Origin of the sequence: Nonomuraea sp. NPDC005692 (assembly GCF_040631115.1) — a bacterium.
Classification (GTDB): Bacteria; Actinomycetota; Actinomycetes; order Streptosporangiales; family Streptosporangiaceae; genus Nonomuraea.
The window spans coordinates 124,424-144,279 of sequence record NZ_JBEXYU010000014.1 but is presented as its reverse complement, the minus strand read 5'-3'; the positions used below and the strand labels follow the sequence as shown (position 1 = coordinate 144,279).

Genomic DNA, 19,856 nt, shown 5'->3' with positions numbered 1-19,856 from the left:
CCGAACCAAGTGGTAATTGCCATTCTCGCAATGCGCGCGGTGGCGGGCCGGTCACCAGGAGCCGCCACCGCGGAGCCCGTGTCCCCCAAAACCACCACAGCCCGAGCCCGCCGTGGATCCAATGAACACGTTGCCGCCCGCGGACCACAGAAATTACACATGAAGCACCTGGCCTTCGCGCCAGAACACGCAATTCCACGGAACGGTTCGACGAAGGGAACGGCGCATGCCCCATGCCGACGGAACACACCGCGACCGCAGCAATCTCCGCCGGACGGCAGCAGTGCTCGGCGCGCTCCTGATGAGCGCCTCTGTCGTGGCCGGCGCCACGACTCCGGCCCAGGCGGCCGGCGGATGCGCCGACAGGTCGCAGAACGGCTGGACCATCCGGCTCTGCGCCAGCAAGAACGGGCTCGACCTGATCTCCGACATCTACATCGTCGCCAAGGGAGAGACCGGCAACGGCTGCAGAGGCGAAGGCCGCGCCTACTCATCCGACCAGCCCATGGGGTACGCCGACCTCACCGGCTGCGCCAACATCGCCGTCAACGCCCACTACGTCATCGCCTCGCAATGGGCGGTCGGCGGCGCGCAGGTGACCACCCGCGCCGTCATCTTCGAAAGCCTCTACCCCTTCCGGACCCTGTTCGACCAGAGCGCCTCCTTCAACGACGTGTGACGCCCGGGGGGACGCGGAAGATCCCATGATGGAGAGCACCACTGGTTGTCTCCGCCGAGCGCGCCCGCGTCCTGTGGTCGCTCTGCTTCGGCAGCCAGGAACGGCCCCCGCGTTCCGGACAGGGGCAGCATTCCGGGGGCCGTCACCATCCTTGTCTGCGATCTTCCGCAGGCCGCCGTGCCGTCGAAAGTACGAGCGAGACGCGTGACGTCGAGCCGGTTCCAGCACCTGGCCCTCCGCAAAAGCGGTCCAGGCATCCGAAGATCGAGCACCTACGCGCTGAGGCAGCAGCCGGCGGCTAGATGACCACCTCGTCACCACGACGGCCGAGCTTCAGGACGCCCGCACCGGGCGACCATCCGCGCCACTTCTGCGGCCACTATGAGCTCTTGGAGAGGGCGAGCTTGTCGGTTTGCACGGCCAGGCCAGATTCCAGGCAAAAAGCTCCGCCAAACCGCCACCTCAATCCTATACTCGGGGCAGCAACGCTTTCGGGTGACGGAGACAAATAGGTGAGCGACGGTTCTGATAAGCCGAAATTCGCTGCGGTCCTGGGGATCGCGGTGTCCGTAATCACCATCTTGGCGTTCTTCGGCATCAAGAGTTTCGATGACCTATTGAACAACAAGGACTCTGCACGGTCCAAAGCTTGCGCCCTGGCAGTCGCTGCTCGCAATGCCCAGACGATCACTGTGACGCCAGAGGAATGGCAAGTGAATGCCCTGGCATATGCCGAAAGGCTGCTCACTGCTGCGGAGGCAACCGATGATCCGAAGCTCCGCGGGAGCTTGCGCGAGTCGGTATACGCCCACCAGGACTGGGCGGCCGCGCTACGAAGAGAGCAGAACAGCCAAGCAGAGCTGGAGAGGCTGCAGGAGGCTGAGCGAAAGTGGGCGGCACTCTGCAAGGTCTCCCCACCGGAGTGAGATTGGGCGTTCACCGCACTCCGGAAGTGGCTCGCCCTGCCCGAGGATGAATCTCTGACGGAGCCAGTGGTTGGGCGCGTCGGGATTCGTCGTGCAGAAGATCGTCGAGCCGGGCACGCCACACCGGCGAGGAGCTGGTCCCAGAACGTCTCAGGGGTCAAGGTCGCTTCGTCAACGTAAGCTCCGGCGCAGGTCATTCCCGTGAGTCGTGACTCAGCGCGCCAGTGAATCTGGTGGGCTACGGGTGGTGGAACACCAACATCTTCTTCAACCACGCCACTCTCATCGGCCAAGCCGCGCTTCAGCGCTTGTCATCGATATCAGTGACAATGCCTCGAGGTTCTCGCCAAGCGTAGGAGGACGATCGCTGCGCGCTGGACGCGTATGTCCCTCACGCAAGCGAATGGCACATGAGCGCGCGGACGTGCCACCCCTCGTCGACGCCACGCGGCTCGGGCAGTTCTCCTCGGGCTGGTGGTCGTCGGCCATGACTCCTCGATCGAACGGCGGATGGCAGGTATGTCGTGCTCCTTGGGGTTGCGGTCCGCGCGCGGGATCGCGTGCAGGCGCATGTGCTCGATGCGCTGGCCACGCACATCCGCCACGACAACGGCCCTCCCTCGCAGCGTCCCCAAGACGCGAGACCAATCCCCTCAGCCATTCGGAGGCGTCGGCAGCCGAACCCCCGATTACACCTCCCCGCCCGCTATCCGAACATGGCAGACTGGGCAACACAGCACCACACACCAAGGGCCATCGCCGTCCCTTCCAGAACCTGGAAGGGACGCGCATGCTCTCTGCCGTTCAGGCCACCCGCGAGACCATCGACCAGCTCATGCTGCTCATCATTGCCCTCGGCGGTCTCATCGCACTCACCCTCGTCATCACCCACCTGACGATCGGCACCTACCGCGCCCTCTTCCCCACCGGCCGCACACCCCGATCGCACCGCCGCGCCCGCACCGGGAGCTCCACCTGCAACAACCGGTCAGCACGCACCACCCGCCGGCCATCACCCCGCAACATCGTGGTCGGCCCCGCGGCATCCGGTCCAAACTTTCCTTCCCCCACCCACCGCCGAACCGACACCCCACACCGGCCCGCAGCCGCAACAAGATCCCCCCGCACACCACCAGCATGAACCAAGAACCCGGACACCAACCGCAGGCGGCCGTCAGGCCGGCTGTCGGCGGGGTGGGGGGCTCGCCGACACGCGAAAAGCCGCGCGGCCTCCGGTTGGCTACAGCTGATCGGCGTAGCGCTTCACGCGTTGAACGCTGCGCTGTTGTGTGATCCCCTCGCGGCGAACGGCAAGCCGTACGAGCGCGCCGACGATGAGGGTCAGATCGGACGTCAACGTGCCGTCCTCGCAACAGCGACGTCACGCGCATGCGAACAGGCGCTCGGCGAGGTCGGGCGGTTCTCCCCACAAGGTTCCGCGGTGGTTGGCCTCATGGAGGTGTTTGAGCAGCGAGAGCGCGCCGGGCGTGAACAGATGCCTGACGCGGCTCGGCGCCTGCCGGAGGTCGCAGCCGGACGGCAAGTCCCGAGATGCCAGGAGGGCGACCGCGATGCAGGCGTACGGCTCCCGCTCCTTGAGGGCCGGAAGGCGCCGGTGCGGCGGGGACGCTGCGCAGCGATCAACGCGAGCGCACGGATGAGCGCCCCGTGAGGTTCTTCCCGGGGCGTTGGCGACGCAGTGGCGGGCCGTCAGGCGGTACGGCGTCCGACACGAATGCTTCTCCCTTCGAGGGCGGGGATGAGGGGTGCGGCGGTTGGCGAGGGGGGCGGGATCGGCTGACAGGGGTGCGTGCATGAGCGCGAGGGCGGGCAGGTCGTGCCCGTGTCCTCCATGCGCTCTGCGAGGAAGCGGCATGCGGTCGACCCGGTTCGCGCGGATGGTGATGATGAGGCCCCAGGACGAACCCCGAATAGGTGCCGGTGACCTGCTGGACCGCCTGCTCGGCCGGCCCCTGTCGGGCGGGCGGGCGTAGAGGGCAGGCGTGCCGCCCGGGTCGGGTTGCCGCGTCCGCGCCCGGTACATGCGAGCCCGGAGCTCACTCGCCACGTCTGGGACGATTTGCCCAAATATGCACGCTCGCCCCTATTTGCTGCTACATGATTGCTTTTTATTTGTCTTTCGATACTCCTTGCCTTCTACAGAAAGACTTGCGCGCTTTATCGCTTCACTGGAGGGGTACCTCAAATTTGCAACCATTTAGGGGCATCTATTGACCCCGTTCGTACAAACTGGCATCTACAGGGGAAACACGTGGCTCAACACCAGAGCGGGCGCGCTTCGCACCCACTCGGCATCACACGTACGCTGGCGTTTGCTCTAGCCGCTACGGCAACCAGCGCACTCACGGCTCTTTCACTTCCAGCCTCAGCATTTGCCGGCGTCCAGGCGACATCGGTCGTCAGCGCTCACGGCCTCGCGGATGCCAAGGTCGTGAAGGCGAACAATCGCTCCTTCCCCGTCGGGATGGACGACGACAACGCTGTCGCGATCGACTCGGCCTTCCAGGGGGACCCAGAGGACGAGGAGAGGCCGCCGACCAAGTTCGTAGGGGTCATTCGGGAGCACAAGGTATTCATCAGGGACCCGCGGACGACGCCACGATGGCACGACCTGTCCTCGCGACTGCCCAGGAATTTCGGCCACCTGGTCGACATCACTCTGGCTGCGCCCGACGAGGGGACGACAGTGCACGTCACCGTGCTCAACGCACACTCCCGCATAGCGCAGAGCACGTGCACCGTCTTCCCGCCTCCGGGCACCATGGCGACGCGGCCCTGGCCTGCCAACTGCAGCCCCTTCGCCGACATCACGCCGCCCGCCTGAGTCGACCGGGTCTGATCCGCTGACGCCGCTTGCCGTGCCCTGAACTTACGGGGCACGGCATTCGCGTTGATCGCGACCGTTTTCGGCCCCTATCGGGCCATTGGTCAGGGGGCATTGTGCTGTGTCGCCGTCCAGGCAGTGGACTCGTACTCATGGTGGATGCCACGTGAGTGACCGGCATGTTGCCGAGGAGCTCAGGAGAACCAGCGGCCTGACCGTTGACCACCAGGCGTCCCTGGGTTTCCGGCCAGAAACACGCCGCCCTCGGCGGCGCTCGCCGCCGCTGGCCGCGCCCTCGCCCAGGCGCGAGCCCGGCGAGACGCCTTCTCCCCCGAAGTGGCCGCGCGCGCCGCCTTCACGCGAGGCGGACCTTCGATCGAGGAGCTCCCCGCCCTGATTCGCAAGCAGAGAGCCTTGGTCATGGCTGAGGTTTCTGCAGCCTGAAGTGTTGATTCACAACAGTTTCCCGCCCTTTACAAAGTAGATCAATTTAGCGAGCCTCCTGCCGCCTCGGCCTGACCAGCGCTCGCGACTCTCGCCGACCCACGGGTTCGGCAGGCAGCGACCGGCCCTGCCGATCATCACCATGACCACCTCTGGCTGTAGCCCAAGCGGCCACCAAGCCGGTTCTGGTCAGCCTGCTCGTACGCCTCGCGGCGGGCACGCTGCTCGGTGAGCAGTGCGGCATGCTCGGCCATCCGCCGCTGAACCGGTCACGGGGCGACGAGCTGCTCGTCCCGTGCGATCCACACTGACAAGAGGTGCTGCACCCATCGGGGCACCCAGCGCGGGGTACTGGTGTGAATCCATGCGCTGCCGTCTGGCCGGTGGTCGAGCGCGTGCCGGATGTCGCTGACGGTCGCGCCGAGGTCGAACGCGGTCCGCAGCAACGAGCGGAGATGTCGCACTGACAGCTTCCGGAGCGGGGGCAGCTCCTCCCGCAATCGCTCGCACGCGGCGAGTCGGTCCCCCGGGGTGACGGTCGCCGGCCACCCACCGTCCGGCGTCGTGCGTATGGCCGGACGCGCTTCGCGCGCGTGGGGGAGAGTCATCACCTTCAGGAGTGGGTGGGGGTGGGGGTGAACGATCTTTCCACAGGGGTTTGAGGTGCGGGAATGCCGGGCTGGGGGGCGGGTCGGGACCGTCTGGCACGGCCAGGGCACCTCATCCTCGCCGGCCGGGGCCACTGTCGCTGATGCCAAATCGTCGTCGTCCTCGGCCTCCAGGATCGCCTCCGGGATGATTAGCAAGTACTGCGCGGCTTGGTTGCCGCGCCCATCGTCGTCCAGCCCGCATCGGGTGCCCTTGCGGTAGCGGGCGGTCGTGCCGGGCACGGCGCGAGCCAGCAGGCCGGCGTCGATGAACCACGCGTACAGCTTGGCAACGGTCCGCTGCGACAGGCCGAGCTCGGCGGCCAGGTGCCGCCAGGTGGCTCCCTTCTTCGGCGCGGTCAGCATCGCCCAGGTCGACCGGCGCATGACCTGCCAGGCGGACCGCAGAGCGTTGCGTGTTCAGTCAGCGCGCCGGTTCGCCTGGCAGGTCATGCCAGAGGGGGTGCGCGGGCGCGACGATGTGCCCGGCGGGGACGAGCGGTGCCACTCCCCCGTCCATCGCGTCGGTGGGGGCTGGTGAGGACGCGGCTGCCTCGCACGCCGCGGATTCGGTTTCCGGGCATGCCGAGATGGCCGCTTGGCGGCGTGCTGTGGTCGGCTCCAAGCGTCACGATTTTGGCGCGCGAAAGGCCCCGCAACGGCTCGGGCCGCCGCGTGAGAGCACCGTCAGGCGCGATGTGATGTTCTGGAGGCCGAAACGGCGACTCGGCTGCTCAGCTCGCGTAGGTTGACCGCCTGCAGCTGAGCGATCTGGTCGCGGGTCTCGACCTCGGGAAGGCCGCGCACTGCGCGGCCTTCCTCACTTTCGGACCCGCTCCCCCCACTGGGCCGAGGTCGGTGACGTGGCTGGTCGACAAGCACGCCTGGCACTCGCCCTCGACGGCACACGGTCGTCTCCACCCCAAGAACGACAAGCGTCGGGTGGAGCTAGGCCAATTGCGTACCGCCTCACCTGGGGATACGCAGGCGGCCATCAGGTCAGCGAGGCAGAGGCGATGGACCTGGTGGTCATAGAGGCGAACGTCTGACATCGGCCAAAAGCGCGGCCATAGCGAAATTAAAGCGCGACTGGCTTCGATAGCTCCAGGTCAGTTTATCTCGATCGGTTTCTACTCCGGGAGGAATTCCTCCATGACCAGCGAAGCGAGCGCCCGTGGGCCAGACCTTCGGCGCAAACGGGCCCCGACGGGATGAACTTGCTCTGTCGCATCGGTAGCACGATCAAGTGTTGTCCAGGCGGTGAATCGGCGTTCCGGACAATCCCGCAGTCGCCCCGGCTGAGAGCCGCCGCCGTGATGCTGCGCGACGTCACCGGTAATTACCACTCGAACGAAGGAGAGATCCGTGCGGAAATCAAAAACACTCCGGCCGAGGAAGGGAAGCATGCCTCGCATGCTGGCCAGCGTCCTCGCGGTCGTCGGGCTCACGATCGTCGGGCTGTCGAGCAGCCCCGCCCAAGCCTCCGCCGATCCAATCGTCAGAATCTTCAGCCGGGGAACCGGCGACTGCATAGACGCTGGTACGGGCGACGTCCACACCAGGGCATGCAACAAAGAGGCAGGAAAGCCGGAAGAGGGGTGGCAGCTCTGGAGAATCCACTCCTGGGCTCTCGACGTCTACTCGCTGGAGAGCGTCAGGTTCCCTGGCCGTTGTCTGGCTGGAAGAAGCGAAGCCAGCAACGGGGTGGTGCTCGCCGGGTGCTCAGCGGCCGACTCCTCGCAGCTGTGGTTCACGACGGCTTATCGCTTCCCAGAAGTATTCACAAGTATTAAAAACTACTTCCATAAGTGCGACCTCTACGACGAAGCGGGCACGCTCGACCTCCGTATGCACTGTGGGCCGATAGACCCGGTGAAGAACGCACAGTGGACGGTCCGAATCTGGCGCTGACCCATTCGCGCACCGCGCAGAGACGTCAGTCGGCAAGCCGGCCTTTCACCGCCCTGGGCCGGCCCAGGCAACTAACGAGGAGAACTGATGCTGAGAAGATTCATCCCGGCAGCCGTCGCCGCCATCTCTCTGACAGGGCTGACGTTCGCGTCGCCTGCGAGCGCAGACAGCCTTTCCTCTTCCACCCAGTACGGCTGCGCGGCTGGAGACTTCTGTGTGTATTCGACAGAGGTCATCTCCCCAGGAACGAAGATCGGTATCGGCCGCGGCGAAAACTGGCCAGCGGGCGGCGGATACTCCACCGTGGCCGCCAGCCCGTACAAGAACGTCCGATCCTTCTTCAACAACGGCAGGCAAGAAACCTATGACCACGTCTGGGTCACCTACATCTATGGGGACGGCACCGGCGCGGCGAGATGCATTCACCGCGCCGTGGACGGTGACCTCGGGCAGGGACACGAGTACACCGATCTCCGAATCCCCGCGACCGTCGTCCGGATCGAGTGGAGGAAGGAAGACTGCGTGAAGTAGACCGCGTCCGCCGGTGATCCGGCGGTCCGGTGCCGTGCGTCCGGGACCGGTCGAGTCGGTCCCGGACGCCTCCAGAATCCACTAGAGCGTGTCCGACAATTCGGCTTGCCGGAGCCAGAGCATGAGTGAGGCGATGGTGACGCCGGCCAGGTAGCGGCTGGCCGGCTTGTCGAAGCGGGTGGCGATGGCGCGCCATTGCTTGAGCTTGCCGATGCAGCGTTCGGCCAGGTTGCGGTGCTTGTAGGTGAGCGCGTCGAAGGCGCGCGGGCGGCCTCCTCGGCTGCCCTTGCGCTTGCGGTTGGCGATCTGGTCACGCCGCCATTTCAGGTTGGCGTCCGGCCGCGCGGGTTCCGGTTCGGCCGTGCACATTTCGGCGGCGGCCTCGATCTCGGGCGCCCACTCCGCCACCAGCCGCAGCAGAGCGTCGTCCACGGCCGTCAACAGCGCGAACCGTGACCCGCACACCACCTCGTCGTGCCGGGCACGGGACCCGCAGATGAAACCCTTCTGGTGGCTGTTCAGGTACATCCCGCCGCCGCAATGCCGGCAGGTGATGAAACCGGTGAACCGGTGCGCGGAAATGCGACGGCCGCGTCACCCTGGCTTCTCGCAGCCGCAGGTACCGCTTCCACAGCTCGTTACTGATGAGAGCATCATGCGCCCCGGGCCGGAACACCCTCCGGTGGCAGCGCGACGCCTTCCCGCACAAGCAGTCCGGGTCATGAAGGTGAACTTGCCGACTGCGGTCTTCCCGTCCACTTCCTCGGTGGCCGAGACCAGTTCGCCGCCCGCTGTTTCCAGCCGGGCGAGGTTGAGCTGGTTGCCCATCCGGTTGCGGCCGAACCGGGAGTACTTGCACACGAGGATCGCCTTGGCAGCACCCTTCGCCGCTTGGGAGATGGCCGCCATGATCGTCCGCTGGAAGTTCCTCCCGGACACGTCAAGATCTTCGATCCAGCCGCCGTCCGGCCAAGCGCCCGGCGAGATGTAGTAACCCCGCCGGGCGGCTGACGCCTTATGGCATCACGCCGGATTGCCGGCGAGATCTTTTCCTCCAGCATCATCGACACTCTCACGGAGGCGATGGCTGGAATCAGCGTGGCGCGGTCCTCGATCACGCTTCCGAGTCACGGCGACATAGAGGGTGGGCACCAGCACCAGCGTCAGAAGCGTCGAGGTCACCAGGCCGCCGATCACCACGATCGCCAGCGGCTGCGAGATGAACCCGCCCGACCCGGTCACGCCCAGCGCCATCGGCGTCAGCGCGCAGATCGTGGCCACCGCCGTCATCAGGATCGGCCGCAACCTGCGCCGGCCGCCCTCGATCACCGCCTCGACCACGCCCATCCCCTGATCCCGGTACTGGTTGATCAGGTCGATCAGCACGATCGCGTTCGTCACCACGATGCCGATCAGCATCAGCATGCCGATCAGCGCCGGCACGCCCATCGCGGTGTCGGTCGCCACCAGCAGCCCCACCGCGCCGGTCGCCGCGAACGGGATCGACACCAGCAGGATCAGCGGCTGGACGAAGCTCCGGAACGTCGCCACCATGATCATGAACACGATCGCGATCGCCGCCAGCATCGCCATGCCCAGGTCGGAGAACGCGTCCGCCTGGTCGGCCGAGGCGCCGCCGATCTCGTACCGGGCACCGGCGCCCAGCGCCACCGACTCCAGCTTCGTCGTCAGCTCCTGCGTGACAGTGCCCAGATCCGACGCCTCCACCTTGCCCGACACCGTCGCGGAACGCTCACCGTCGATCCTGGTCACCTGCGTCGGACCGGCCACCTGCTCCACCTTGGCCACCGACGACAACTTCACCAGCCCCGCCGCCGTCGGCAGCTTCAGGTCCTCGATCGCCTTGACGTCTTCGGGCGCCTCGCCCCCGCGCAGCACCAGGTCGCTGCTGCGGCCGTCCAGGGTGATCTGGCCCAGCGGCGCGCCGCGGAACGCCTGCGCCACCGCCTGGCCGACCTGCCCCTCCGACAGCCCCTTGGCTGCCGCCTTCTCCCGGTCCACCGCGACCTCGATGCGCGGCGCGCTGGCCTCCAGGTTCGACGACAGGTCACGCAGACCCTTCACCTGGCCCATCGCGCCCTTGACCGCGTCGGTCGCGGTGCGCAGCGACTCGGCGTCGGGCGCCTGCACGATCACGCTCACCGTGTCGGAGGAGAACCCGCCCCCGCCGGCACCGCCGACGGTGACCTCGCCGACCCCGGACAGGCCCGTGATCTTCTCGCGGAGCTGCTGCTCCACGGTCGCCGGCTCGGCGCCGTCCTTGACCGTCACCGAGAACGACGCCCGGTCCGCGCCACCGCCCACGCCGCCCTGCATGGCGTTGCCGCCACCCACGTTGACCTGGTACGTCTCCACACCGGCCAGCCCCGACAGCACGCCCTCGACCTTCTTGGCGGCCTTGTCCGTCGTGGCCAGATCGGTGCCGACCGGCATCTTCTGCGTCAGCGAGATCGTGTTCTGCCCGGAGGAGTCCAGGAAGTTCGTCCGCAGACCGCCCGCCAGGCCCATCGTCCCGACGAACACCGCCACCCCGATCAGCACCGTCACCAGCTTGTACCGCGTGGCGAACCGCAACACCGGCAGGTACGCCCGCTGCAACGGGCTGCGCAGCTCCTTGGCCTCGGCCTCCTCACGCTGGGCCCGCGCCTGCTCCGGCGACAACGCCGGCGCCTTGAGGAACCAGTACGCCAGCACCGGCACCACCGTCAGCGACACCACCAGCGAGGCCAGCAACGCCACCGCCACCGTCACCGCGAACGGCCGGAACAGCTCGCCGACCATGCCGCCCACGATCGCGATCGGCGCGAACACCGCCACCGTCGTCAGCGTCGAGGCCGTCACCGCCCCCGACACCTCCCGCACCGCGGTCAGGATCGCCTGCAGCTTGGCCTCGCCGTAACCCAGATGGCGCTTGATGTTCTCCAGCACCACGATCGAGTCGTCGACCACCCGGCCCACCGCGATCGTCAGCGCGCCCAGCGTCAGCATGTTGAGCGAGTAGTCACCCGCCCACAGCGCCAGCAGCGCGATCACCACCGACAGCGGGATCGACACCGCCGTCACCAGCGTCGAACGCACCGACAGCAGGAACACCAGGATGACCAGCACCGCGAACGCCAGCCCCAGCAGGCCCTCGGTGGTCAGGTTCTCGATCGACTCCTCCACGTACGGCGCCTGGTCGAACACCACCGACACCTGCGTGTCGGAGGAGTCGCCCAGCGACCGCGTCAGCTCCGGCAGCTTCTCGCGGATCTCGTGGGAGATCGTCACCGCGTTGCCGTCGGGCGTCATCGTCACCGACACGCCGAGGCTGGTCTTGCCGTCGGTACGGGTGATCGTCGAGGCGTCGGCCAGGCCGCGCTTGATCTCGGCCACGTCACCGAGCTTGACCGGCTTGAGCGGCTTGGGCCGCGCCACCTGCTGCGGCACGGCCGCCCGGCCCGTCTGGGCCGGCTGACCGGCCTGCGGGCGGTCCTGCGCCTGCCCCGGAGTCTGGGCCGGGGTCTGGGCCTGCTGCTGGGCGGGCTGCGCGGGGGTCAGGTAGAGGTTCTTCAGCTTCTCCAGCGAGTCGACCCGCGCCCCCACCTGCACGGTCAGCGACCTGCCGTCGGAGGTCAGCGACCCGGCCGGGATCGGCGTGCCGTTCGCCTTGAGCACCTCGGGGATCTGCGCCGCCGACACCCCGGCCAGCGCCATCTTCTTGACGTCCGGCTCGATCGTGACGACCTCGTCACGGGTGCCGGTGACCGCGGCCTCGCGCACCCCCTCGACGCTCTGCAGCTCCGGCACCATGATGCGGCGCAGCTTGTCGGCCATCGCCCGCTCGTCGCCGCCGTCGCCCACCGCCAGCACCAGCACCGGGATGTCGTCGGTGTTGCCCGCCACCACCTGCGGATCGACGCCCTGCGGGAGCGTGATCCTGGCGACGGCCTGCTGCATCTTGTTCAGTGAGGCCTCGACGTCGGTGCCGTACTCGAAGGCCACCTGGATCTGGGCCATGCCCTCCTTCGACGTGGAGGTCATCTGCTCCATGCCGGGGATCCCCTGGAAGGAGTCCTCGATCGGCTTCGTCACCTGGTCTTCGACGATCTCCGGCGAGGCGCCCGGGAAGGGCGCGATGACGAACGCGCCCGGGAACGCCAACGACGGCAGGAGCTGCTGCTTCAACTGCGGAATCGTGAACGCGCCGAACGCGGTGATCACGACCGCTACCAAGATGACAAGACTGCGGTTGAGCAGACTCAACCGGGCGAAAGCGGTCATAGGCTCCCCTCCAAAGTTCGCCCCAGACTAACACTTTGCCTAATACGAATATTTAGCCTGATGCAGCTTTCCTGATAACCTTCTCAGGAAGCGAGAGGTGAGCGTGAGCGACGACCGCGAAGACCTGATCCGCCGGATCACCGAGACACAGCGCGACCTGGGAAGACTGTTCACCCGGCAACAGTCCCCCCTGTTCAGCTCCAATCTCACCATCCGGCAGCTCCGCGTCGTCATGCAGCTGTCGACGCAGGGCTCCGCCTCGGGTCAGGACCTCGCCCACACCCTCGGCGTCAGCCTGGCCACCGTCACCGGCATCGTCGACCGCCTGGTCGCCCAGGGCCTGGTCAGTCGGCACGAAGACCCCAACGACCGCCGGGTGCGCCGGGTCGAGCTCACCCCCGCCGGCGCCACCCTGATCGCCGAGATCAACGACGCGGGCCTCAGACACTACAAGTGCATCATGTCCCACCTGGACACCGAGACCCTGCGCGCCCTCGACCACGCCACCCGCCGCATCCACGAAGTCGCGGACAAGCTCTACAACGAGTGACCCGCCCGGCGCGCTCCCGATCGTGGCTGCTTTTTCGGTGAATTCCGGATGAATATCACCGCGCCGACGGCTTTACATTGTAGATTTCAGGCGGGACAACATCGCCGGCAGCTCGCCCTCGTGGGCCACCGTCAGCCGCCGCGTCGCCCGCGTCACCGCCACGTACAGGTCGTGGCCGCCCATCGGCGACTGCTCCAGGATCCCCGCCGGGTCGACCACCACCACCCCGTCGAACTCCAGGCCCTTGGCCTGCGTCACCGTCAGCACCGCCACCGGCGCGTCCAGGTCGTCCGCCCCCGGGAACAGGGCCGCCACCCGCGCGTGCAGCCCGTCGGGCGTGATGATCCCCAACCGGCCGCCCTCGCCCCGCGCGCCCAGCTCGGCCAGCTCCGCCGCCACCAGCGCCGGCAGCTCCTCCACCGCCGCCCGCACCGCGCGCGGCTCGTCGCCGCCGTCCCGCACCGACTCCGGCGGCTCCTGCCACGGCGCCACCGCCGCCAGCACGTCGGCCGCCACCCGCATGATCGCCACCGGCGTGCGGTAGTTGACCAGCAGCCGCTCCTCCCGCCAGCGCCCCTCCAGGTACGGGTCGAGCACCTGCGCCCACGAGCGCGCCCCCGCCGCCGACCCCGTCTGGGCCAGGTCGCCCACCACGGTCAGCGACCGCGCCGGGACCCGCCGCACCACCGTCCGCCAGGCCATCGGCGACAGCTCCTGCGCCTCGTCCACGATCACGTGCCCGTACGCCCACGTGCGGTCGGCCGCCGCCCGCTGGGCCGTGGTCAGCCCCGCGCCGTCGTCGGCCTGCCGCTCGGCCAGCACGTCGGCCCGGTCGAAGACGCCCTCCTCCAGCAGGCCGGTGGTCTCCAGCACCTCGCGCGCGTACAGCTCCTGCTCGGCCCACTCCTCCCCCGCGCGCCGCGCCGCCGTCCGGTCGGCCGAGTCGTCGTGGCCCAGCAGCTCGGCCGCCTCGTCCAGCAGCGGCACGTCGCCGACCGTCCACGGCGACTCGCGGGGCCGTACCAGCGGACTCCAGTCCAGGCCCGGCGGGCACACCGACCACAACGTGTCCGGCGCGGACAGCAGATCGGCGACCAGCTCCTGCGGCGTCAGCTCCGGCCACAGCTCGGCCACCGCGCGCCGCACCGGCTCCTCCCCCCACAGCCGCTCGGCCGCCAGCGCGATGTCCGTCTCGTCCAGGTCGCCCTCCAGGTCCAGCGGCTCGGCCAGCTCCGGGTCGTCGACCGCCAGCTCCTCCAGGTGCAGCGACTCCTCCAGCGCCCGCGCCTCCGCCCTGGCCAGCTCCTTCAGCAGCTCGGTGACGTACAGCTTGCGAGCCATGTTGTGCGGCAGGCGCACCGCCCGCGCCCGCTCGCGCAGCCGCACGCACACCGCGTGCGGCACGCGCAGCCGCAGGCCGTCGAGCTCCACCTGCAGATCCCCCGCGGGCACCCGCTGCCGGTCGGCCACCGCCGCGGCCACCACCTCGGCCATCCGCAGGTCGCCCTTGACCACCGCGGCCGCCGGCGGATCGGCGGCCACCGCCCGCACCCCGGGGAACAGCTCGCCCACCGTGGCCATCACCACCTGCGTCTCCCCCAGCGCCGGCAGCACCTGCCCGATGTAGCGCAGGAACATCGGGTTGGGCCCCACCACCAGCACCCCGCGCCGCTCCAGCGTGTCGCGGTGGGTGTAGAGCAGGTAGGCGGCCCGGTGCAGGGCCGCGACGGTCTTGCCGGTGCCCGGCCCGCCCTGCACCACCAGCGCCCCCTGCAGGCCCGCCCTGATCACCCGGTCCTGCTCGATCTGGATCGTGGCCACCACGTCGCCCATCCGGCCGGTACGGCCGCGCCGCAGCGCCGCCAGCAGCGCCGCCTCCCCCACCAGCGTGCGCCGGTCGCCGTCGGACATGCCGTCCAGGTCGAAGACCTCGTCGTCGATGCCGACCACCGTGCGGTCCTTCAGATGCAGATGCCTGCGCCGCACCAGGCCGCCCGAGTCGGTGGCGGTGGCCACGTAGAACGGGCGCGCGGCCGGGGCCCGCCAGTCGATCAGCACCGACTCGTGGTCCTCGTCGCGCAGCCCGATCCGGCCGACGTACGTGCTGACGCCGCCGGAGTCGTCGATCCGGCCGAAGCACAGGCCGCGCTCGACCGCGTTGAGCTGGGCCAGCCGCCGCGCCTGCTCGGAGGCGGTCACCTCGCGCTCGACCCGCGCCTGCCGGCTGCCCAGCGCGCCGCCGCCGGCGTACACCTGGCGCAGCGTCGCCTGCGCCCGCTCCCTGGCCGCGTCGAGCCGGGCGTACAGCCACCGGACCGTACGCTGCTCGTTGTCAAGAGCTTCCGCGAGACCATCTTGACGATTAGCCATTCCCTGCTATACTCCTTTACGGGAGCTCTGTGGAGCCGCTTATCGTATTGCCGAGCTCACGAGCTTAGCCCTCCTTCGCCTTCCCGGCAACCGACGCCGCCCGTCCGCCTTGCCGTGGCTGGTGCTAACTTGAGCGGTCGTGTCGGACTATCTGCGTGACCTGTTCTCCCTGCACGGCCGCCGCGCGCTCGTCACCGGTGGCAGCTCCGGCATCGGCCTGGCCATGGCCGAGGCGATCGGCCGGGCCGGAGCCGAGGTCGTCCTCGCCGCCCGCAGGCCCGCCGAGCTCGACCGGGCCGCCGAACGGCTGCGCGCCCACGGCGTCACCACCTCCGCCGTCAGCGCCGACCTGCACGACCGGGACGACCTCGCCCGCCTGTGCGCCGCCGCCGGAGAGATCGACATCCTGGTCAACGCCGCCGGCAACAACATCCGCAAGCCCATGGCCGAGCTCACCCCCGGCGACTACGAGCAGACCATCGCCGTGCACCTGACCGCCCCCTACCTGCTCGGCCAGCACTTCGGCCCGCGCATGGCCGCCCGCGGCCGGGGCCGCATCATCAACATCGGCTCCCAGCAGTCCATCAGCGCCTTCGGCCACAGCGGCGTCTACGGCGCGGCCAAGGCCGCCGTCACCGGCCTCACCCGCTCGCAGGCCGAGGCGTGGTCGGCCCACGGCGTCTGCGTCAACACGATCATCCCCGGATTCGTGCTCACCCCGCTCACCGAGCCCGCCCAGGCCGTCCCCGGGCGCGTCGAGGAGCTGGCCGCCCGGCACATGACCGGCCGCAACGGCCTGCCCGGCGACTTCGCGGGCGCGGCGGTGTTCCTGGCGGGGGACGCCTCGGCGTTCGTCACCGGCCAGCTGCTCTTCGTCGACGGCGGTTTCTCCGTGCACTGACGGTGGCGGCCGTTCCGGCCCGACGCCTTTACGTTGTAGATCACATCAGGCGCGGCGGCGGGCGCGGTAGGCGCTGGCCTTGGCGCGGTTCTGGCACGACAGGCCGCAGAACCGGCGCGAGGCGTTGCGGGTGGCGTCGAAGAAGACCAGCTCGCAGGCCGCCGCCTCGCACGTGCGCAGCCGTACCCCCTGGCCGACGCCGATCACCATGGCCAGGGCGGTGGCCGTGTCGGCCGCCCACGCGTCCACCAGGCCGGCGGCGGGGCCGTGGAAGGCCAGGACGGGCGGGTCGCCGTGCAGGTTGGGCACGGCGCCGTGCCGCAGCAGGGCCCGGTTCAGCGCGGCCGGCGCGGCGGGGCCGGCGGTGAAGGCGGGCCACAGCTCGTCGGCCACTCCGGCCAGCCGGTCGGCGTCGGCGCTGGTCAGCGCCCGGCTGGGCGTCCATCCGTACCGGACGAAGGCGGCGTCGAGTGCGGCGCGCCGGTCGGCGGGCGGCTCGGCGGGACGGCCGCGCGCCTGGGTGACGGCCAGTTCGTTGACCAGCAGGACGGCCAGATCCACCCATCTTCCGACATAACTGTCTATTTGGGATTGGCCGGTGATGCGCCACGCGTCTGTCGTCACCGGCGGAGCTTACCCAGACAGCGAGCCCGGCCGGGTCAGGGTCACTCGAAGCCGGGGGCGGGCTGCCACAGGCTGATCTCGGTCCCCTGGTCGTCGGTGCAGGAGCAGCCGCGGCCGGACTTGCTCTCGTAGACCTCGCCGGTCGTGCCGCCGAGCTCGCGCACCCGCTCGACGGCGGCGTCGATGTCCTCGACGTGGTAGTAGAGGTTGGGCTGCGCGGACGGGCCGGCGGCGTGCAGGCCCATCGGCACGTCGGTGTTGGTGACGTGCAGGTAGCGCTCGTGCTCGCGCCTGAACTCCCAGCCGAACAGCGGCCCGTAGAAGGCCGCCGCCCGCTCCAGGTCCTCGACCGACAGGGTGTAGTAACCCAGCTGGACACTCATGCACGTCTCCCCGCAACAATTGCCGTTATCGTTAAGCACCAACACCATAACGGAAGCAGGCAAAGATTAACAGAGACGTTAACGATCTGGACGCCACGCTGGCCGCCCTCGCCGACCCCACCCGGCGCAAGGTGATCGACCTGCTGCGCGAGGGCCCGCGCCCGGCCGGCGAGCTGGCCCAGGCGGTGCGGATGAGCGCCCCCGCGCTCAGCAGGCACCTGCGCGTGTTGCGGGCCGGCGGCCTGGTGCGGGCGGAGGCGGGCGGCGACGACGCCCGGCTGCGGCTCTACACCCTGCGCCAGGAGCCGTTCGCGGCGCTGCAGGCGTGGCTGGACCAGGTGCAGGCGTTCTGGGCCGAGCAGCTCGGCTCGTTCAAGGACCACGTGGAGCGCGGGCGGTGAACGCGGTGCGGGCGGAGGTCGTCGTGCCGGTCGATCCGGCGACCGCGTTCCGGATGTTCACCGACGAGATCGACCAGTGGTACGTGCGCGGCCGCCACAGCTGGGTCGACCCCGCCCGCGCGGTGGCCATCCGCTTCCAGGACGGCTACCTGCGCGAGCTGTGGGACGACGGCGGCCACGCCGACATGGGCCGGATCGTGCGCTGGGAGCCGCCCCGCCGCCTGGTCTGGGCCGACCTGCTCAACCCGGGCGGCCGGATGGAGATCGAGGTGGCCTTCACCCCGGTCGAGGACGGCACGCAGGTGCTGCTCGAACACCGCGGCCTGGACACCCTGCCCCCGGACGTGGCCGGGCGCATCCGCCGCGGCTACTCCTGGAACATCGTCCTGGGCTGGTTCGCCGCCCGATGGACGCGAGCGTGATCAGCGGCGGCCGTACTTCTTGTGCACGGCCTGCTTGCTGACGCCGATCGCGTCGGCGATCTGCGCCCAGGGCAGGCCCGCCACCCTGGCCCGGCGCACCTGGACGGCCTCCAGGCGCTCGATCTCGCGCCGCAGCGCGGTGGTGGCGTGCAGGGCCAGCAGCGGATCGTCGTCCTGCGCCTGCCTCATCAGGGACGCCAGGTCGTTGGTCATGCCCCTAAAGGTAGTCCACGATCTCCCGCCGGCTCAGCGGGTCATCGCGCGTCCAGGACCAGACGGACGCCGAGGCCGATGAGCACGACGCCGGAGATCTGCTCCAGGCGGCGCCTGACGGCCGGGCGGCCGAGGAGGTCCCTGGCCTTGGCGACGGTCCAGATGAGCAGGCCGTACCAGACGGTGTCCACCAGCACCCACACGACGGCGAGGGTGACCAGCGTCAGCGGCACGTTCTGCCCGGCCGGCACGAACGGCGGCAGGAACGACATCGCGAACACCGCGGCCTTGGGGTTGGCCAGGCAGGTGCCGAGCCCCGACAGGTAGGACCTGCGCAGCCCGGCCACCGCCTCGCCCTCCACCGGCGGGGTTCCCCTGCGTGAGTTCCACAGCGCCTGCGCGCCCATCACCACCAGTACGACCGCGCCCGTGACGCGCATGATGTCGTAGGCGACCTGCGAGGCCACCAGCAGCGCCGACAGCCCGAACGCGGCGGCCAGCCCCCACAGCAGGATGCCGGTCTCGTTGCCCAGCGTGGCCGCCAGGCCGGAGCCGCGGCCGGAGCGGAGCGTCTGACGCAGGATGATGGCGGTGCTCACGCCGGGGACCATGGCCACCAGGAAGCATGCGCCCACGAAAGCCAGAAGGTACATGCTGGGCATGCTGACAGAGAAAGCGGCCTTTTTTCTCGCGATTTATCCGGACAAGTTGATCTAGAGGTACAGCTTGCCGAGGCCGGCCACCGCCTCGGCCATAAGAGCCCGCAACTCGGCCGGCTCCAGCACCTCGACGTCGGCGCCCATGCGCAGCAGCAGCCAGCGGGCGTGGGTGAGCGACTCGACCGGCACGGTGATCGTGCGCCAGCCCTCGGGGTCGGGCTCGCCCGCCGCGGCCAGCGCCGCGGCGACCACGTCGGACCCCATCGTGTACGCCAGCAGGTCCTCCCGGCCGGGCGCCAGCCTGATGACGGCCTCGGCGGTGTACATGCGCTCGCGGAACTCCTTGGCGTACTCCCGCCAGAACGCCGCCAGCTCGAACCCCTCCGGCCTGCGGAAACGGCCGGGAAGCTGCTCGACGGTGAGGATGCGCGAGACCCGGTAGGTGCGCGGTGCGCCCTCGGGCGGGGCGGCGACCAGGTACCAGGAGCCGCCCTTGAGCACCAGCCCGTACGGGTGGATCACCCGGTCGACCTCCCGCCGGCCCCACCGGCGGTAGGTCATGTGCAGCGGCCGCTGCTCCCACACCGCTTCGGCCACGTCGCTCAGGTGCGGCACGTCGTCGGCCGAGCGGTACCAGCCGGGCACGTCCAGCAGGAAGCGTTCGCGCATGCGCGAGGCGTGCGAGCGCGGCTCGGGCGGCAGCGCGGCCAGCAGCTTCAGCTCCGCGGTCGCCGCGACCTCGGCCAGCCCGAGCTCGGCGGCCGGTCCCGGCAGCCCGGCCAGGAACAGCGAGGACGCCTCCTCGGCCGTCAGCCCGGTCAGGCGGGTGCGGTAGCCGTCCAGGAGCTGGTAGCCGCCCGCCGGTCCGCGGTCGGCGTAGACCGGGACGCCGGCCGCCGACAGGGCCTCGACGTCCCGGTAGACCGTGCGGATCGACACCTCCAGCTCGGCGGCCAGCTCGGGCGCGGTCATGCGGCCTCGCGTCTGCAGGAGCAGGAGGAGGGAGAGCAGACGGCTGGCACGCATATTCGTCATTGTATTGCGCACATTTTCAGTGTTTGTATGA

Annotated in this window: 19 protein-coding genes and 1 pseudogene; 9 read left to right on the top strand and 11 right to left on the bottom strand. The window is 69.3% G+C overall.

Features of this window, described 5'->3' with window-relative positions; genetic code table 11:
* Positions 1 to 226: 226 nt before the first annotated feature.
* The gene (locus ABZ459_RS27495; RefSeq protein WP_357975834.1) at positions 227 to 679 is read left to right on the top strand and encodes a hypothetical protein; all 453 of its coding nucleotides are present in this window, start codon (positions 227 to 229) and stop codon (positions 677 to 679) included.
* A gap of 512 nt (positions 680 to 1,191) precedes the next feature.
* Positions 1,192 to 1,605, top strand: coding sequence for a hypothetical protein (locus ABZ459_RS27490; protein ID WP_357975831.1), 414 nt, complete (start codon positions 1,192 to 1,194; stop codon positions 1,603 to 1,605).
* A gap of 706 nt (positions 1,606 to 2,311) precedes the next feature.
* On the opposite strand, the gene ABZ459_RS27485 is transcribed toward ABZ459_RS27490, so the two are convergent.
* Positions 2,312 to 2,497, bottom strand: a complete 186-nt coding sequence (locus tag ABZ459_RS27485) for a hypothetical protein (protein WP_357975828.1) — start codon at positions 2,495 to 2,497, stop codon at positions 2,312 to 2,314.
* Between the two features lie 1,380 nt (positions 2,498 to 3,877).
* Here ABZ459_RS27485 and ABZ459_RS27480 point away from each other — a divergent pair.
* Entirely contained in the window at positions 3,878 to 4,450 is a 573-nt protein-coding gene (locus tag ABZ459_RS27480; RefSeq protein ID WP_357975825.1) for a hypothetical protein, read from the top strand.
* A 713-nt stretch (positions 4,451 to 5,163) separates the two neighbouring features.
* Here the strand turns inward: ABZ459_RS27480 and ABZ459_RS27475 are convergent.
* On the bottom strand, positions 5,164 to 5,928 hold the full coding sequence (locus ABZ459_RS27475) for a hypothetical protein (protein ID WP_357975822.1): 765 nt from the start codon (positions 5,926 to 5,928) through the stop codon (positions 5,164 to 5,166).
* Positions 5,929 to 6,954: 1,026 nt separating this feature from the next.
* Here ABZ459_RS27475 and ABZ459_RS27470 point away from each other — a divergent pair.
* Both ABZ459_RS27470 and ABZ459_RS27465 read left to right on the top strand, forming a co-directional pair.
* Positions 6,955 to 7,452, top strand: coding sequence for a hypothetical protein (locus tag ABZ459_RS27470; RefSeq protein ID WP_357975819.1), 498 nt, complete (start codon positions 6,955 to 6,957; stop codon positions 7,450 to 7,452).
* Between the two features lie 87 nt (positions 7,453 to 7,539).
* Positions 7,540 to 7,983 carry a hypothetical protein gene (locus ABZ459_RS27465; RefSeq protein ID WP_357975816.1) on the top strand — a complete coding sequence of 148 codons (444 nt, stop codon included), beginning with the start codon at positions 7,540 to 7,542 and terminating at the stop codon, positions 7,981 to 7,983.
* 81 nt (positions 7,984 to 8,064) lie between these two features.
* On the opposite strand, the pseudogene ABZ459_RS27460 reads toward ABZ459_RS27465, so the two are convergent.
* The 3 genes and pseudogenes from ABZ459_RS27460 to ABZ459_RS27450 all read right to left on the bottom strand — a co-directional run.
* Positions 8,065 to 8,217, bottom strand: a pseudogene (locus ABZ459_RS27460) (IS5/IS1182 family transposase); the annotation flags it as partial.
* Between the two features lie 360 nt (positions 8,218 to 8,577).
* A complete protein-coding gene (locus tag ABZ459_RS27455) occupies positions 8,578 to 8,937 on the bottom strand; it encodes a recombinase family protein (RefSeq protein ID WP_357976053.1) in 360 nt (119 codons plus the stop codon).
* A 69-nt stretch (positions 8,938 to 9,006) separates the two neighbouring features.
* On the bottom strand, positions 9,007 to 12,267 hold the full coding sequence (locus ABZ459_RS27450) for an efflux RND transporter permease subunit (protein ID WP_357975813.1): 3,261 nt from the start codon (positions 12,265 to 12,267) through the stop codon (positions 9,007 to 9,009).
* A 103-nt stretch (positions 12,268 to 12,370) separates the two neighbouring features.
* On the opposite strand from ABZ459_RS27450, the gene ABZ459_RS27445 reads away from it, so the two are divergent.
* Positions 12,371 to 12,817: a MarR family transcriptional regulator gene (locus tag ABZ459_RS27445; RefSeq protein ID WP_357975810.1), complete on the top strand. Its 447-nt coding sequence runs from the start codon at positions 12,371 to 12,373 to the stop codon at positions 12,815 to 12,817.
* 72 nt (positions 12,818 to 12,889) lie between these two features.
* Here ABZ459_RS27445 and ABZ459_RS27440 read toward each other — a convergent pair whose 3' ends face one another.
* Entirely contained in the window at positions 12,890 to 15,187 is a 2,298-nt protein-coding gene (locus ABZ459_RS27440; protein ID WP_357975807.1) for an ATP-binding domain-containing protein, read from the bottom strand.
* A 139-nt stretch (positions 15,188 to 15,326) separates the two neighbouring features.
* Here ABZ459_RS27440 and ABZ459_RS27435 point away from each other — a divergent pair, with 139 nt between their 5' ends.
* On the top strand, positions 15,327 to 16,088 hold the full coding sequence (locus tag ABZ459_RS27435; protein WP_357975804.1) for an SDR family oxidoreductase: 762 nt from the start codon (positions 15,327 to 15,329) through the stop codon (positions 16,086 to 16,088).
* Positions 16,089 to 16,133: 45 nt separating this feature from the next.
* On the opposite strand, the gene ABZ459_RS27430 is transcribed toward ABZ459_RS27435, so the two are convergent.
* Together ABZ459_RS27430 and ABZ459_RS27425 are read right to left on the bottom strand one after the other, a co-directional pair.
* Positions 16,134 to 16,649 carry a CGNR zinc finger domain-containing protein gene (locus ABZ459_RS27430; RefSeq protein WP_357975802.1) on the bottom strand — a complete coding sequence of 172 codons (516 nt, stop codon included), beginning with the start codon at positions 16,647 to 16,649 and terminating at the stop codon, positions 16,134 to 16,136.
* Positions 16,650 to 16,753: 104 nt separating this feature from the next.
* Complete coding sequence (locus tag ABZ459_RS27425; protein WP_357975799.1) at positions 16,754 to 17,095, bottom strand: VOC family protein; 342 nt, start codon at positions 17,093 to 17,095, stop codon at positions 16,754 to 16,756.
* Positions 17,096 to 17,160: 65 nt separating this feature from the next.
* On the opposite strand from ABZ459_RS27425, the gene ABZ459_RS27420 reads away from it, so the two are divergent.
* Together ABZ459_RS27420 and ABZ459_RS27415 are read left to right on the top strand one after the other, a co-directional pair.
* The gene (locus tag ABZ459_RS27420) at positions 17,161 to 17,496 is read left to right on the top strand and encodes a metalloregulator ArsR/SmtB family transcription factor (protein WP_357976050.1); all 336 of its coding nucleotides are present in this window, start codon (positions 17,161 to 17,163) and stop codon (positions 17,494 to 17,496) included.
* Positions 17,493 to 17,918, top strand: coding sequence for an SRPBCC domain-containing protein (locus tag ABZ459_RS27415; RefSeq protein ID WP_357975796.1), 426 nt, complete (start codon positions 17,493 to 17,495; stop codon positions 17,916 to 17,918). The genes ABZ459_RS27420 and ABZ459_RS27415 overlap by 4 nt, the downstream gene beginning before the upstream one ends.
* Here the strand turns inward: ABZ459_RS27415 and ABZ459_RS27410 are convergent, their stop codons facing one another.
* Genes ABZ459_RS27410 through ABZ459_RS27400 form a run of 3 tightly spaced genes read right to left on the bottom strand, consistent with a single transcriptional unit; the run spans position 17,919 to position 19,816 of the window.
* Positions 17,919 to 18,131, bottom strand: a complete 213-nt coding sequence (locus ABZ459_RS27410; protein WP_352328267.1) for a hypothetical protein — start codon at positions 18,129 to 18,131, stop codon at positions 17,919 to 17,921.
* 41 nt (positions 18,132 to 18,172) lie between these two features.
* Positions 18,173 to 18,784 carry a LysE family translocator gene (locus tag ABZ459_RS27405; RefSeq protein ID WP_357975793.1) on the bottom strand — a complete coding sequence of 204 codons (612 nt, stop codon included), beginning with the start codon at positions 18,782 to 18,784 and terminating at the stop codon, positions 18,173 to 18,175.
* Between the two features lie 60 nt (positions 18,785 to 18,844).
* The gene (locus ABZ459_RS27400; RefSeq protein WP_357975790.1) at positions 18,845 to 19,816 is read right to left on the bottom strand and encodes a YafY family protein; all 972 of its coding nucleotides are present in this window, start codon (positions 19,814 to 19,816) and stop codon (positions 18,845 to 18,847) included.
* Positions 19,817 to 19,856: the final 40 nt, after the last annotated feature.